The 13,933-nt window shown below is 69.6% G+C and carries 12 protein-coding genes and 1 riboswitch; of the genes, 11 read left to right on the top strand and 1 reads right to left on the bottom strand.

Going from position 1 to position 13,933, the window contains the following annotated elements:
* Nucleotides 1–167: 167 nt before the first annotated feature.
* The 10 genes from ACWDYJ_RS33875 to ACWDYJ_RS33830 all read left to right on the top strand — a co-directional run bounded on the left by ACWDYJ_RS33875 (nt 168) and on the right by ACWDYJ_RS33830 (nt 10,211).
* Nucleotides 168–758 (top strand): CDP-alcohol phosphatidyltransferase family protein, encoded by a 591-nt coding sequence (locus ACWDYJ_RS33875; protein WP_451569446.1) that lies wholly within the window; start codon nt 168–170, stop codon nt 756–758.
* A gap of 101 nt (nt 759–859) precedes the next feature.
* Nucleotides 860–3,358 carry a sugar phosphate nucleotidyltransferase gene (locus ACWDYJ_RS33870; protein WP_451569445.1) on the top strand — a complete coding sequence of 833 codons (2,499 nt, stop codon included), beginning with the start codon at nt 860–862 and terminating at the stop codon, nt 3,356–3,358.
* Between the two features lie 128 nt (nt 3,359–3,486).
* Entirely contained in the window at nt 3,487–4,383 is an 897-nt protein-coding gene (locus ACWDYJ_RS33865) for a DUF881 domain-containing protein (RefSeq protein ID WP_451569444.1), read from the top strand.
* A complete protein-coding gene (locus tag ACWDYJ_RS33860) occupies nt 4,380–4,712 on the top strand; it encodes a small basic family protein (protein WP_053688841.1) in 333 nt (110 codons plus the stop codon). The genes ACWDYJ_RS33865 and ACWDYJ_RS33860 overlap by 4 nt, the downstream gene beginning before the upstream one ends.
* A 5-nt stretch (nt 4,713–4,717) precedes the next feature.
* Nucleotides 4,718–5,470, top strand: a complete 753-nt coding sequence (locus tag ACWDYJ_RS33855; RefSeq protein WP_451569443.1) for a DUF881 domain-containing protein — start codon at nt 4,718–4,720, stop codon at nt 5,468–5,470.
* A 148-nt stretch (nt 5,471–5,618) separates the two neighbouring features.
* Nucleotides 5,619–6,497, top strand: coding sequence for an FHA domain-containing protein (locus ACWDYJ_RS33850; protein WP_451569447.1), 879 nt, complete (start codon nt 5,619–5,621; stop codon nt 6,495–6,497).
* A 17-nt stretch (nt 6,498–6,514) separates the two neighbouring features.
* A complete protein-coding gene (gene ftsR / locus ACWDYJ_RS33845; RefSeq protein ID WP_451569442.1) occupies nt 6,515–7,279 on the top strand; it encodes a transcriptional regulator FtsR in 765 nt (254 codons plus the stop codon).
* A 63-nt stretch (nt 7,280–7,342) separates the two neighbouring features.
* On the top strand, nt 7,343–7,816 hold the full coding sequence (locus ACWDYJ_RS33840; RefSeq protein ID WP_451569441.1) for a bifunctional nuclease family protein: 474 nt from the start codon (nt 7,343–7,345) through the stop codon (nt 7,814–7,816).
* Between the two features lie 168 nt (nt 7,817–7,984).
* A complete protein-coding gene (locus ACWDYJ_RS33835) occupies nt 7,985–8,623 on the top strand; it encodes a MerR family transcriptional regulator (protein ID WP_451569440.1) in 639 nt (212 codons plus the stop codon).
* A gap of 58 nt (nt 8,624–8,681) precedes the next feature.
* Entirely contained in the window at nt 8,682–10,211 is a 1,530-nt protein-coding gene (locus tag ACWDYJ_RS33830) for a DNA polymerase IV (protein WP_451569439.1), read from the top strand.
* On the opposite strand, the gene ACWDYJ_RS33825 is transcribed toward ACWDYJ_RS33830, so the two are convergent.
* Nucleotides 10,109–10,504, bottom strand: coding sequence for a PRC-barrel domain-containing protein (locus ACWDYJ_RS33825; protein ID WP_451569438.1), 396 nt, complete (start codon nt 10,502–10,504; stop codon nt 10,109–10,111). The two genes, ACWDYJ_RS33830 and ACWDYJ_RS33825, sit on opposite strands and share 103 nt — an antisense overlap.
* 122 nt (nt 10,505–10,626) lie before the next feature.
* A riboswitch (glycine riboswitch) is annotated at nt 10,627–10,725 on the top strand.
* 196 nt (nt 10,726–10,921) lie between these two features.
* Between ACWDYJ_RS33825 and gcvP the strand changes: the two genes are divergently transcribed.
* Nucleotides 10,922–13,807 carry an aminomethyl-transferring glycine dehydrogenase gene (gcvP, locus tag ACWDYJ_RS33820; RefSeq protein WP_451569437.1) on the top strand — a complete coding sequence of 962 codons (2,886 nt, stop codon included), beginning with the start codon at nt 10,922–10,924 and terminating at the stop codon, nt 13,805–13,807.
* Nucleotides 13,808–13,933 lie beyond the last annotated feature (126 nt).

Raw genomic sequence — 13,933 nt, 5'->3', positions numbered from 1 at the left:
CAGGGGGGACCCTGTGGGAGAGTAGGACGCCGCCGAACAATCATTGTGGGAAAGCCCCGCACCTTAATTGGTGCGGGGCTTTTCTGCGTTCCGGGCCCGGTCGAGGACTCCTGTAGGGTCAGGGGCATAGATTCGACCATTTCTACAGTCACAGTGGAGGCCCCCGGGTGGAGGTCCAGGAGACTCGGGTTCAGACTGACCGAATTTTCACCATTCCGAACATCCTGAGCATGGCTCGCCTGGCCGGCGTGCCGCTGTTCCTCTGGCTCATCCTGGAGGGGTACGACGGGTGGGCGCTGGCCGTCCTCATGCTCAGCGGGATCAGTGACTACCTCGACGGGAAACTCGCGCGGCGCTGGAATCAGATCAGCAATCTGGGTCGGCTGCTCGACCCCGCCGCGGACCGGCTGTACATCCTGACCACACTCTTCGGTCTCACGTGGCGCGAGATTCTGCCTCTTTGGCTCACGGCGGCGTTGCTCGCCCGTGAGGCGATGTTGCTGGTCATGGTGTGGATCCTGCGTCGTCACGGCTATCCGCCGCCGCAGGTCAACTTCCTCGGCAAGGCCGCCACCTTCAACCTGATGTACGCGTTCCCCTTGTTGTTGCTCAGTGAAGGGTCGGGCTGGCTGGCCTGGGCGGCGTCCATTTTCGGATGGGCGTTCGCGGGTTGGGGTACAACACTGTATTGGTGGGCAGGAATCCTTTACGTGGTGCAGGTCCGCCGTCTCGTCAAGGCGGATGCCACGGCCGATTGAGCCCACTCAGCGCGGGTACTGACGCGGATGAACAGCGGAGTCACCGCCCGAGACGGGTGAGGTCGGCAAGACCATCGTCTCTCTAGGAGGACTCTTCCGACATGAAGGCCGTCGTGATGGCCGGTGGCGAAGGCACACGGCTTCGTCCCATGACCTCAAGCATGCCCAAGCCGCTCCTGCCGGTCGCAAACCGGCCGATCATGGAGCACGTGCTCAGGCTGCTCAAGCGCCATGGGCTCAACGAGACCGTGGTTACCGTGCAGTTCCTGGCGTCACTCGTCAAGAACTACTTCGGTGACGGCGAGGAGCTCGGAATGGAGCTCACCTATGCGAACGAGGAGAAGCCACTCGGCACCGCCGGCAGCGTGAAGAATGCCGAGGAGGCCTTGAAGGACGACACCTTCCTCGTCATCTCCGGCGACGCGCTCACCGACTTCGACCTCACCGATCTGATCAGTTTCCACAAGGAGAAGGGCGCACTGGTCACGGTGTGCCTGACCCGCGTGCCGAATCCGCTGGAATTCGGCATCACCATCGTGGACGAAGAAGGGAAGGTCGAGCGCTTCCTCGAGAAGCCGACGTGGGGCCAGGTGTTCTCGGACACGATCAACACCGGCATCTACGTGATGGAGCCGGAGATCTTCGACTACGTCGACGCGGACGTCTCGGTCGACTGGTCCGGCGATGTCTTCCCCCAGCTGATGAAGGAAGGCCGGCCGATCTACGGCTACGTGGCCGAGGGCTACTGGGAGGACGTGGGCACTCACGAGAGCTACGTCAAGGCGCAGGCCGACGTGCTCGAGGGCAAGGTCCAGGTCGACATGGACGGCTTCGAGATCTCGCCGGGCGTGTGGATCGCCGAAGGGGCCGAGGTGAGCCCGGACGCGGTCCTGCGCGGGCCGCTGTACATCGGGGACTACGCCAAGGTCGAGGCCGGGGTGGAGATCCGCGAGCACACGGTTGTCGGGTCGAACGTCGTCGTCAAGAGCGGCGCCTTCCTGCACAAGGCCGTCGTGCACGACAACGTCTACATCGGGCCCCACAGCAATCTGCGCGGCTGCGTCATCGGGAAGAACACCGACATCATGCGGGCCGCCCGTATCGAGGACGGGGCCGTCATCGGGGACGAGTGCCTCGTCGGTGAAGAATCCATTGTGCAGGGCAACGTCCGCGTCTACCCGTTCAAGACGATCGAGGCGGGCGCTTTCGTCAACACGTCGGTGATCTGGGAGTCACGCGGGCAGGCGCACCTGTTCGGCGCCCGCGGAGTCTCCGGGATCCTGAACGTGGAGATCACCCCCGAGCTGGTCGTGAAGCTCGCGGGGGCCTACGCGACGACCCTGAAGAAGGGGGCGACCGTCACCACGGCCCGTGACCACTCCCGAGGAGCGAGAGCGCTCAAGCGGGCAGTGATCTCGGCGCTGCAGGCCAGCGCCATCAACGTACGGGACCTGGAGAACGTACCGCTGCCGGTGGCCCGGCAGCAGACCGCCCGCGGTGCTGCGGGTGGGATCATGATCAGGACCTCGCCCGGGGTGCCCGACTCGGTGGACATCATGTTCCTCGACGAGCGGGGTGCGGACCTCTCGCAGGCGCAGCAGCGCAAGCTGGACCGCGTGTACGCGCGTCAGGAGTACCGGCGCGCCTTCCCCGGCGAGATCGGTGACCTCCAGTTCCCGTCGAGCGTCTTCGACTCGTACACGGGCTCTCTGCTGCGGCGGGTGGACACCACCGGGATCGCCGATGCCGGCCTGAAGGTCGTGGTGGACGCCTCGAACGGCAGCGCCGGTCTCGTGCTGCCGAGCCTGCTCGGCCGGCTCGGCGTGGACGCGCTGACGATCAATCCCGGGCTCGACGAGTCCAGGCCGACGGAGACGAGGGAGTCCCGGCGGGCCGGTCTGGTGAGGCTCGGTGAGATCGTCGCGTCCGCGCGGGCCGCCTTCGGGGTGCGCTTCGACCCGGTGGGCGAGCGGATCTCGCTGGTGGACGAGCGCGGGCGGATCATCGAGGACGACCGGGCGCTGCTCGTGCTCCTCGACCTGGTGGCCGCCGAGAAGCGCAGCGGCAAGGTGGCGCTTCCGGTGACCACCACGCGGGTCGCCGAGCAGGTGGCGGCGTACCACGGCACGCAGGTGGAGTGGACGACGACCTCGCCCGACGACCTGACCCGGGTGGGCCGGGCGGAGAGCACGATCTTCGGCGGGGACGGCCGGGGCGGGTTCATCGTCCCGGAGTTCAGCAGCGTCTTCGACGGGTCGGCGGCCTTCGTGCAGCTGATCGGGCTGGTGGCGCGGACGCAGCTCACTCTGAGCCAGATCGACGCGCGCATCCCCCGGGCGCACGTGCTCAAGCGGGACGTTCCGACGCCGTGGGCGGTGAAGGGGCTCGTCATGCGGCGGGTCGTGGAGGCGGCCGGCGACCGGCAGGTGGACACCACCGACGGCGTGCGCGTCGTCGAGGCCGACGGCCGGTGGGTGCTCGTGCTGCCGGACCCCGCGGAAGCCGTCACCCACCTGTGGGCGGAGGGCCCCGACGACGCCTCCGCGCAGGCGCTGCTGGACGAGTGGGGCGCGGTAGTGGACGGTGGCGGACAGCACTGACCGGCGTTGATCGGCGCGTGATCATGTAGGACCCACGTCCGGTGGGCCGGGTACGGGCGGTTGCCCGGCCTGGCCTGCCGGACGGGCGCATTCGGTGCGGGCGGGGCCGTCATGCGACGATGTGAGGCATGTCGCAGCCGCCCAACAACCGGAGTTCGGTCGCACCGCCCGCGCGCCCGGACGCTTCCATGTCGCTGCTGACCCACGTGATGGACCACAGCCTCGACGAGGGCTATGCGGAAGCGACGGCCCGGCGCGAGGCGGACGGTACGGCGCGGCTGCCGCGAACCCTCAAGGCCAAGCTGGGCCTCGCCGCCGGGCTCGTGCTCGCCGCCATGGTCGTCACGCTGGGCGCCGCGCAGGCGCGGATAGCGGCTCCGGTGCTGGCCAAGGAGCGCCAGGAGCTGATCGAGCGCGTGGAGCGGGCCGACGAGCACGCGGACGGCGTGGAGCGGGACATCGAGCGGCTGCGGACCGAGGTCGCGGACCGCCAGCGCACGGCGCTCAGGCAGCACGGTGGCGATCAGGGCCACCTCGTGGCGTTGATGTCCGGTGCGACCGCGGCACGGGGCCCGGGCGTCAAATTGGTGGTGGACGACGCCAAGGGTTCCTCGGCGGGTGACGGCGGCGGACCGCGGGAGAGCTCCGGATTCTCGGACACCGGCCGGCTCCGTGACCGGGACATGCAGCGCATCGTGAACGGGCTGTGGCAGTCCGGGGCGGAGGCCGTGTCGATCAACGGGCAGCGGCTGACGGCGCTGTCGGCGATCCGGGCCGCCGGTGACGCGATACTGGTCGACAACAAGCCGCTGGTGCCGCCCTACGAAATCCTCGCGGTGGGTGACGGGAAGCGGCTCGGCACCAGGTTCCAGGACTCCGCGGACGGCCAGTACCTGCACGTACTGCGGGAGAGCTACGGGATTCGCTCCACCCTGTCCTCCGTGGACGAGGTGAGGTTGCCGGCCGCGTCGAGCCTGACCGTACGTACAGCTACAGCGGAAGAGCCGAAGAAGGGTGCATCGTGATCGCGGTACTGGGCCTCGTGGCCGGAGTGGTGGTCGGGCTTCTCGTCCGGCCCGAAGTACCGGCTGTTGTGGAGCCTTATCTGCCGATCGCCGTGGTGGCCGCGCTGGACGCGGTGTTCGGCGGGCTGCGCGCGATGCTGGACGGCATCTTCGTGGACAAGGTCTTCGTGGTGTCGTTCCTGTCGAACGTGGTCGTGGCCGCCCTGATCGTCTTCCTCGGTGACAAGCTGGGCGTCGGGTCGCAGCTGTCGACCGGTGTGGTCGTGGTCTTCGGAATCCGGATCTTCTCCAACGCCGCCGCCATCCGCCGGCACGTCTTCCGGGCGTGAGGCCGATGACCACCGACAACACTCCGCCGGGGGAGCAGACCGGGCGCCAGCGCCTCGCCGCCGGGCTGTGGCCGCCGCGCGCGAGCCGGGCGCAACTGATCGTCGCGTTGCTGCTGTTCGTCCTGGGGCTGGGGCTCGCGATCCAGGTGCAGTCGAACATCGACTCCAGCGCACCGTTGCGTGGTGCCCGCCAGGAGGACCTCGTACGGATCCTCGACGAACTGGACGGGCGGACCAAGCGCCTGGAGGACGAGAAGCAGAAGCTGGAGGACCAGCGCAAGGAGCTGGAGAGCAGCTCCAACCAGGCCGAGGAGGCGCGCAAGCAGACCGTGGAGAAGGAGCGCCAACTGGGCATCCTGGCCGGTACGGTGGCTGCTCAGGGCCCGGGCATCACGCTGCGGATCACCGATGCCGGCGGTCAGGTGCGGTCCGACCAGCTCCTGGACACCTTGCAGGAGCTGCGGGCGGCCGGGGCAGAGGCGATCCAGATCAACGGGGTGCGCGTCGTGGCGGGCTCGTACTTCTCGGACGAGGGCGGCGGTGTGGGGATCGACGGTAAGAAGATCACACAGCCCTACGAGTTCAGGGTGATCGGCAAGCCGCAGGATCTGGAACCGGCGCTCAACATCCCCGGCGGTGTGGTGCAGACGCTGGAGAAGGAACAGGCCACGGTCGCCGTCACGCGGTCGGCGAAGATCGTTGTGGATGCCTTGCGTGCTGCGAAGCAGCCTGACTACGCTCGGTCGTCATCACCGTGAGGCGGGGTGGCACGTGGACCGGCTCACGCGGGCGAACGCCTGCGGGGGGTCGACGCACTGAAGTCGCGGTGCGTGGTGGAAACTGTCTGGTGGTTACGGACGTTGTAAGTATGTCCGGGTCGGCAGGTGTGTGTAAGCAGAGTTCGTCCTGCCCCACGGGCGGGTCTGTTTCGGTCAAGGGGAATCGCCCGTGAAGTTGTTTGAGAAGTTGTTCGGCAAGAAGAACCGCGAGGAAAGTGGTGCCGCGCGGCACCGCGCGGGGCATGGAGACGTGGAGGGGCAGGGCGACCGGCCGCTCTTCCGCGACGAGGTGGCCGGCCAGGGTGACATTTCGGGCGCGCAGGGCGCGTCGACTGTTGACCCTGCCGGTTCCGGACGCATAGGTTTCGGAGAACCATCAACCTCAAGTACGGGTGGAGGGTTTACCTCGGACCCGTATGCCACCAATGCCTCCGCGGGGCAGCCGCGGCGCGAGGAGCCGTCCATGTCGGCCGAGCAGATTTGCAGCAGGTGCGGGCAACGCAGCGGTGCGGCGAGCCGGTTCTGCTCCAACTGCGGGGCGCCGCTGCGGGCGGGTCTGACGCCGGAGCGAGCCTCGGAGACCACGTCCACGATCTCGATCTCGGGCCTTGAGGCCTACGAGGCCGAGGCGTCGGGACAACCGCACGCGTCGTCCTCGCTGTCCCCCGAGGCCCAGGCCGCGGTGGAAGCGCTGCCGCCCGGTTCCGCTCTGCTGATCGTGCGGCGCGGACCCAACTCCGGCAGCCGCTTCCTGTTGGACGGCGAGCTGACCACGGCAGGCCGGCACCCGCAGAGCGACATCTTCCTGGACGACGTCACCGTCTCCCGGCGGCATGTCGAGTTCCGCAGGGGCCCGGAAGGCGGCTTCACCGTCTCCGACGTGGGCAGTCTCAACGGCACGTACGTGAACCGTGAGCCGATCGACTCCGTCGCCCTGCACAACGGCGACGAGGTGCAGATCGGCAAGTACCGGCTGGTCTTCTACGCGAGCCTGCGGGGCGTCTGACCCTCTGGGAAGGTCCCATGCTGCGTACCCCGACCGGCGGTGCCGCGAAGAACGGCACCGCCGGCACCGCCGGGCGGCTGGTGAGCATCGGCACGGTGCTGACCATGCTGCGTGACGAGTTCCCCGAAGTCACGATCTCGAAGATCCGCTTCCTGGAGGCGGAAGGACTCGTCGAGCCCAGGCGCACACCCTCCGGATATCGCAAGTTCAGCACCGGGGACGTGGAGCGGCTCAGCCGCATCCTGCGCCTCCAGCGTGATCACTACCTGCCGCTGAAGGTCATCCGCGAGCAGCTCGACGCACTCGACCGCGGCGAGCAGATCCGTATCCCGGCGCCCACCGCGCACGGCGATGGCGTGGACCCCACGAGCCCGGCCGCCGTCTACGGCGAAGTCGGCCGGGAGCGGCCGACCGTCGCCCGGGTCGGGCGGGCCGAGCTGATCGCCGCCGCGGAGGTCGACGAGGTCCAGCTCGTCGAGTGGGAGTCGTACGGGCTCATCTGTGAAGCTCCGGGCGGCGGATTCGACGCGGAGACGGTCACGGTGGCCCGGCTGATCGCGGATCTCGGTCGATTCGGGCTCGAGCCCCGCCACCTGCGCGCCATGAAGGCAGCCGCGGACCGGGAGGCCGGTCTGGTGGAACAGGTCGTCTCGCCGCTGCGCCGGCACCGCAATCCGCAGACCAGAGCGCATGCGGAGGCCACGATGAAAGAGCTCGCGGGCCTGTCCGTACGGCTTCACGAGGCCCTCGTGCAGACGGCTCTCGGGGTCCGTTTGCACTGACCGCGCCGACCGTGGTGGAGCCCCGACTACCCAAACCGGCCGGGCAGGTCCTAGGGTTGCTGTGTGAACGAGCTCGACGTTGTGGGTGTCCGGGTGGAAATGCCCTCCAACCAACCGATCGTGCTCCTGCGTGAAGTGGGAGGCGACCGGTACCTCCCCATCTGGATCGGTCCGGGGGAGGCTACCGCCATTGCCTTCGCCCAGCAGGGCATGGCCCCTGCCCGGCCGCTGACGCACGACCTGTTCAAGGACGTGCTGGAGGCGGTCGGTGAGGAGCTCACCGAGGTCCGGATCACGGATCTGCGGGAGGGCGTCTTCTACGCGGAGCTTGTCTTCGCCAGTGGGGTCGAGGTGAGTGCGAGGCCTTCCGACGCCATAGCGCTGGCCCTGCGGATGGGGACGCCGATCTATGGCAGTGACGGCGTGCTGGACGACGCCGGAATCGCGATTCCCGACGAGCAGGAGGACGAGGTCGAGAAGTTCCGCGAGTTCCTCGACCAGATCTCGCCAGAAGACTTCGGTACCGGCCCCCAGTGAGGTGTCCACCAGGAACTTTCAGCCCATTCGAGTAGCCTTTCCCCGCAATGGGGTACGGGAAACCACTCTCAGGGTGATTATCACTCGGCGTGCCGAGTGTGGCGATCGTTGACGCACCCGTGGTCACTGCCTACCTTCAAGGTGGCAGGTCAAGGACGGAGGGTCGGCGTGAGGATCACGGGCGACGGTACGACCGGGGGCACCCCCGCGCGGAGTGACGGTGGGCCGTACCCGCTGCACGGTGCTGCGGCGGGTTCCGCGCACCGTCAGCCGGCGCCGACGCAGGTCGGACCGGTGAACGACGACCCGGCACCCGAGCAGGTCGGCTACCGAGGGCCGACGGCGTGCGCCGCGGCCGGCATCACGTACCGCCAGCTCGACTACTGGGCGCGCACCGGGCTGGTGGAGCCCAGCGTGCGACCCGCGTACGGGTCGGGCACGCAGCGGCTGTACAGCTTCCGGGACGTGGTGGTCCTGAAGATCGTCAAGCGCTTCCTGGACACCGGGGTGGCGCTGCAGAACATCCGCACCGCCGTGCGGCACCTGCGCGACCGGGACCTTTCCGACCTCGAGCGCATGACGCTGATGAGCGACGGCGCGACCGTGTACGAGTGCACCTCGCCGGATCAGGTGGTGAGCCTGCTCCAGGGCGGGCAGGGCGTCTTCGGCATCGCGGTGGGCGTCGTCTGGCGCGACGTCGAGAACGCGCTGTCGCAGCTGCACGGGGAGCGCGTGGACACCGGCGAGACCGTGGTCGGCCACAACCCGACCGACGAGCTGGCCGCTCGCAGGAACCGGGCCGTTTGAAACCCCGCCCCGTCTTCGGGGCGGCCCATTGTCAGACACGTAAGGCAGCATCGGGGCTGTGAGAGCCGCGCCGACCATCCTGCATCTGGACATGGACGCCTTCTACGCCTCCGTGGAGCAGGCGTCGAAGCCCAGCCTGCGCGGGAAGGCGGTGATCGTCGGCGGGCTCGGGCCGCGCGGCGTGGTCGCGACCGCCTCGTACGAGGCCCGGCGCTTCGGGGTGCACTCGGCGATGCCGACCGCCCAGGCGCGCAGGCTGTGCCCGAACGGCGCCTACCTGTTTCCCCGCTTCAGCCTCTACCGGGAGGTCAGCGACCTGGTGATGGGCCTGCTGCGGGAGCTGTCGCCGCTGGTCGAGCCGCTCAGCCTGGACGAGGCCTTCGTGGACCTGGAGGCGGGCGGCACGGCCTTCGACGCGGTGGGGGCCAGGGCCACGGGGGAGCGGCTGCGGGCCGACATCCTGGCCGCCACGGGGCTCAGCGGCTCGGTGGGGCTGGCCGGGTCGAAGATGCTGGCCAAGGTGGCTTCGGAGGCGGCCAAGCCGGACGGGCTGCTGCTGATCGAGCCGGGCACGGAGCGGGAGCTCCTCGCGCCCATGTCCGTGCGGACGCTGCCCGGCGTGGGGCCGGCCACCGGGGAGCATCTGCGGCGTGCCGGGATCACCACGGTGGGGGCGCTGGCCGAGGCCGGGGAGGACGAGCTGGTCCGGATGGTCGGCCGGGCGCACGGGGTCGCGCTGTACCGGATGGCCCTGGGGCTGGACGACCGGCCCGTGGTCGCGGAGCGGGACGCGAAGTCCGTGTCGGTGGAGGACACCTTCGACGTGGACCTGCACGACCGGGTGCGGATCCGGAACGAGGTGCAGCGGCTCGCCGACCGGTGTGTGGGGCGGCTGCGGGCTTCCGGGCACTCGGGGCGCACGATCGTCCTCAAGGTACGGCGGTACGACTTCTCGACGCTGACCCGCTCCGAGACCCTGCGGGGACCGACCGACGACCCGGGTGTGGTGCGGGAGGCCGCGGCGCGGCTGCTGGAGGGGGTGGACACCACCGGCGGGGTGCGGCTGCTGGGGGTCGGGGTGACCGGGCTCGCGGACTATACGCAGGAGGACCTGTTCGCCCAGGTGCTCGCCGCAGAGGCCGCAGAGGCCGCCGAGCCCGGTGGAGAGGGTGTCGGGGAAAAGGAGAAGCAGGACGGGCCTGAGGAGCCCGGTGGGGCGCCCGGGGCCGAGGGGACGTCCGGAGAGCCGGAGGCGGCCCCCGAGCGGCGCTGGGCGGCCGGGAGCGACGTACGGCACACGGTGTACGGGCCGGGATGGGTGCAGGGCAGCGGGGTCGGGCGGGTGACCGTACGGTTCGAGCAGCCCGGGTCGCCGCCCGGCCGGGTCCGCACGTTCCGAGTGGAGGACCCCGACCTGGAGCCCTCCGATCCGCTGCCCCTCGTAGGCAGCGGGAACCAGGACCCGGCCACCGGCACGGGGCCTGCTCAGGCGTCGCCCGCCAGGCGGTCGGCGTCGCGGCGGTGCTCCTCGGGGGATGGGGACGGCGCGTCGTCGAAGCCGGGCGGGAGGGCCACGTCGAGGCCGTAGTGGTGGTAGAGCTGCAGCTCCTGCTCGGGGGAGAGGTGGCGTCCGACGCCGAAATCGGGGGCGTCCTTGATGAGGGAGCGTTCGAAGGGCACGCGCAGGGTGTCGTCGACGACCTCGCTGGGCTCCAGGGGGACGAATGCGTCCCGGCCGAAGAGGCCGGTCCGGACGGCGGCCCATTCCGGAACGCCCGTGGCATCGTCGAGGTAGACCTCGTCTACGGTGCCGATCTTGGCGCCGTTGCGGTCGAACGCCTTGCGGCCGATCAGGCTGCGCGGATCGATGTCGGTCTGCACGGTCCCTCCATACGGTCGCAGTGTGCACAACTCATCCGTAATGACTACAGAAGTGCATATCGGGAGAGGGGGCCACTCGAGGGAGTGTCCAGATCCTCGCTGGTAGGCTGGGCGATGGCTGTTGACCCTGTGCGGGAGAGTCCTCCGAGTGAACTCGACGGAGGCGCCGAAGGAGCAAATCCTCCCCGGAATCTCTCAGGCATACGTACCGCACGCGACGAGGCCACTCTGGAAAGCAGGAGCGGGTACCGGGACGCAGTACCGGTTCCCCTCCTCACCGACGGTGAAAGCCGGATCTCGTGGGACAACCCCATGAGGCCCGGTGAAGCTCTCAGGTTGAGATGACAGAGGGGGAGGCCGTCCGGGTGCCCGCGCCGTGGTGCCCCTCGCAGGTCGTACGACCAGGAGGCCTCCGTCATGACCGCCAACCGCATTCCGCTCTCTCAGCTGGAGCGAGGCATCCCCTTCGAGCAGCGCCACATCGGCCCGGACGCCGAGGCGCAGGCAAAGATGCTCGCCCACGTGGGCTACGGCTCCCTGGACGAGCTCACCGCCGCCGCGGTGCCCGATGTGATCAGGACCACCGAGGCGCTGAACCTGCCCGAGGCGCGCACCGAGGCCGAGGTGCTCGCCGAGCTGCGCTCGCTCGCCGACCGCAACCAGGTCATGTCGTCGATGATCGGTCTCGGTTACTACGGGACCTTCACGCCGCCGGTGATCCTGCGCAACGTCATGGAGAACCCGGCCTGGTACACGGCGTACACGCCGTACCAGCCCGAGATCTCGCAGGGCCGCCTCGAAGCGCTCCTCAACTTCCAGACCGTCGTCGCCGACCTGACCGGCCTGCCGACCTCCGGTGCCTCGCTGCTCGACGAGGGCACCGCTGCCGCCGAGGCCATGTCGCTGGCCCGCCGCGTGGGCAAGGTCAAGAACGGCGTCTTCCTCATCGACGCCGACGCTCTGCCGCAGACCATCGCGGTGATCCAGACGCGCGCCGAGCCCACGGGCGTGGAGGTCGTCGTCGCCGACCTGTCGGACGGCATTCCGGCGGAGATCGCCGAGCGCGGTGTCTTCGGCGTGCTGCTGCAGTACCCGGGCGCCTCCGGCGCGGTGCGGGAGATCAAGCCGGTCATCGACCAGGCGCACGAGCTGGGTGCCGTCGTCACCGTCTCGGCCGACCTGCTCGCGCTGACCCTGCTGACCTCCCCGGGCGAACTGGGGGCGGACATCGCCGTCGGCACCACCCAGCGCTTCGGTGTCCCCATGGGCTTCGGCGGACCGCACGCCGGTTACATGGCCGTCCAGGCCAAGCACGCCCGCTCGCTGCCCGGCCGCCTGGTGGGCGTCTCCGTCGACGCCGACGGGAACAAGGCGTACCGGCTGGCGCTGCAGACCCGTGAGCAGCACATCCGCCGCGAGAAGGCCACCAGCAACATCTGTACCGCGCAGGTGCTGCTCGCCGTCATGGCCGGCATGTACGCCGTCTACCACGGCCCGGACGGCCTGCGCACGATCGCCCGGCGCACCCACCGCTACGCGGCGCTGCTCGCCGCGGGCCTGACGGCCGGCGGGGTCGAGGTCGTGCACGGCGCGTACTTCGACACCATCACGGCCCGGGTGCCGGGCAAGGCCGCCGAGGTCGTCGCCGCCGCCCGCGAGGGTGGGGTCAACCTGTTCCAGATCGACGCCGACCTCGTCTCCGCCGCCTGCGACGAGACGACCCTGCGCGCCGACATCGAGGCCGTCTGGGCCGCCTTCGGCGTGAGCGCCGACATCGAGGCGCTCGACGAGACCACCGCCGAGACGCTGCCCGAGGGCCTGCTGCGCTCGGACGACTACCTGGCCCACCCGGTCTTCCACCAGCACCGCTCCGAGACCGCGATGCTGCGCTACCTGCGCAAGCTCTCGGACAAGGACTACGCGCTGGACCGCGGCATGATCCCGCTGGGCTCCTGCACCATGAAGCTCAACGCGACCACCGAGATGGAGCCGGTCACCTGGCCCGAGTTCGGCCAGCTGCACCCCTTCGCCCCGGTCGAGCAGGCGGAGGGCTACCTCACGCTCATCACCGAGCTGGAGGAACGTCTCTGCGAGGTCACGGGCTACGACAAGGTCTCGATCCAGCCGAACGCCGGCTCCCAGGGTGAGCTCGCCGGCCTGCTGGCCGTGCGCGCCTACCACCGGGCGAACGGCGACGAGCAGCGCACCATCTGCCTCATCCCGTCCTCCGCGCACGGCACCAACGCCGCCAGCGCCGTGATGGCCGGCATGAAGGTCGTCGTCGTCAAGACCGCCGACGACGGCGAGGTGGACGCGGACGACCTGCGGGCCAAGATCGAGCAGTACCGCGACGAGCTCGCCGTACTGATGATCACCTACCCCTCGACGCACGGTGTGTTCGAGGAGCACGTCGCCGACATCTGCGCCCAGGTGCACGACGCCGGCGGCCAGGTCTACGTGGACGGCGCGAACCTGAACGCCCTGGTGGGTCTGGCCAAGCCGGGTCACTTCGGCGGCGACGTCTCGCACCTGAACCTGCACAAGACCTTCTGCATCCCGCACGGCGGCGGCGGCCCGGGCGTCGGCCCGGTCGGTGTCCGCGCGCACCTGGCTCCGTACCTGCCCAACCACCCGCTCCAGCCGACGGCCGGTCCCGAGACGGGCGTCGGCCCGATCTCGGCCGCGCCGTGGGGCTCGGCGGGCATCCTGCCGATCTCCTGGTCCTACGTACGCCTCATGGGCGGCGAGGGCCTCAAGCGCGCCACCCAGGTGGCGGTGCTCGGCGCGAACTACATCGCCAAGCGCCTGGAGCCGCACTACCCGGTGCTCTACACGGGGCCGGGCAACCTGGTCGCGCACGAGTGCATCATCGACCTGCGCCCGCTGTCGAAGGCGACGGGTGTCAGCGTGGACGACATCGCCAAGCGCCTGATCGACTACGGCTTCCACGCGCCGACCATGTCCTTCCCGGTCGCCGGCACGCTGATGATCGAGCCGACGGAGTCCGAGGACCTCGTGGAGATCGACCGGTTCTGCGACGCGATGATCGCCATCCGCGGCGAGATCGAGCGGGTCGCGGGCGGCGAGTGGCCGGTGGACGACAACCCGCTGGCGAACTCCCCGCACACCGCGGCGGCGCTCGGCGGCGAGTGGAACCACCCGTACAGCCGTGACGAGGCCGTCTTCCCGGGCGGGGTCACGGCCGCCGAGAAGTACTGGCCGCCGGTCCGCCGGATCGACGGTGCCTTCGGCGACCGGAACCTGGTGTGCTCCTGCCCGCCGCTGGACGAGTACGACAACTGAGCCTCGTCATGAGGTGGTGACACGGTGAAGGGGCCGGTCCCGGAGCGGCGCGTTCGGCGAGGCGCGACTCGACCTGGAGCTCGGCCCCGGTGGGGCCGACAGCGGACACGGCCGAGTATCCGTGGT

The sequence above is a fragment of the Streptomyces sp. NPDC003042 genome (genome assembly GCF_053591315.1).
Note: the sequence above shows the minus strand (reverse complement) of the source record. Positions and strands in the feature narration are given on the sequence as shown.

Excerpts from the sequence above, each read along its gene's own strand:
- ACWDYJ_RS33865 (WP_451569444.1), top strand. The coding sequence starts at position 3,487 with ATGTCGCAGCCGCCCAACAACCGGAGTTCGGTCGCACCGCCCGCGCGC.
- ACWDYJ_RS33855 (WP_451569443.1), top strand. The coding sequence starts at position 4,718 with ATGACCACCGACAACACTCCGCCGGGGGAGCAGACCGGGCGCCAGCGC.
- ftsR (WP_451569442.1), top strand. The coding sequence starts at position 6,515 with ATGCTGCGTACCCCGACCGGCGGTGCCGCGAAGAACGGCACCGCCGGC.
- ACWDYJ_RS33870 (WP_451569445.1), top strand. The coding sequence starts at position 860 with ATGAAGGCCGTCGTGATGGCCGGTGGCGAAGGCACACGGCTTCGTCCC.
- gcvP (WP_451569437.1), top strand. The coding sequence starts at position 10,922 with ATGACCGCCAACCGCATTCCGCTCTCTCAGCTGGAGCGAGGCATCCCC.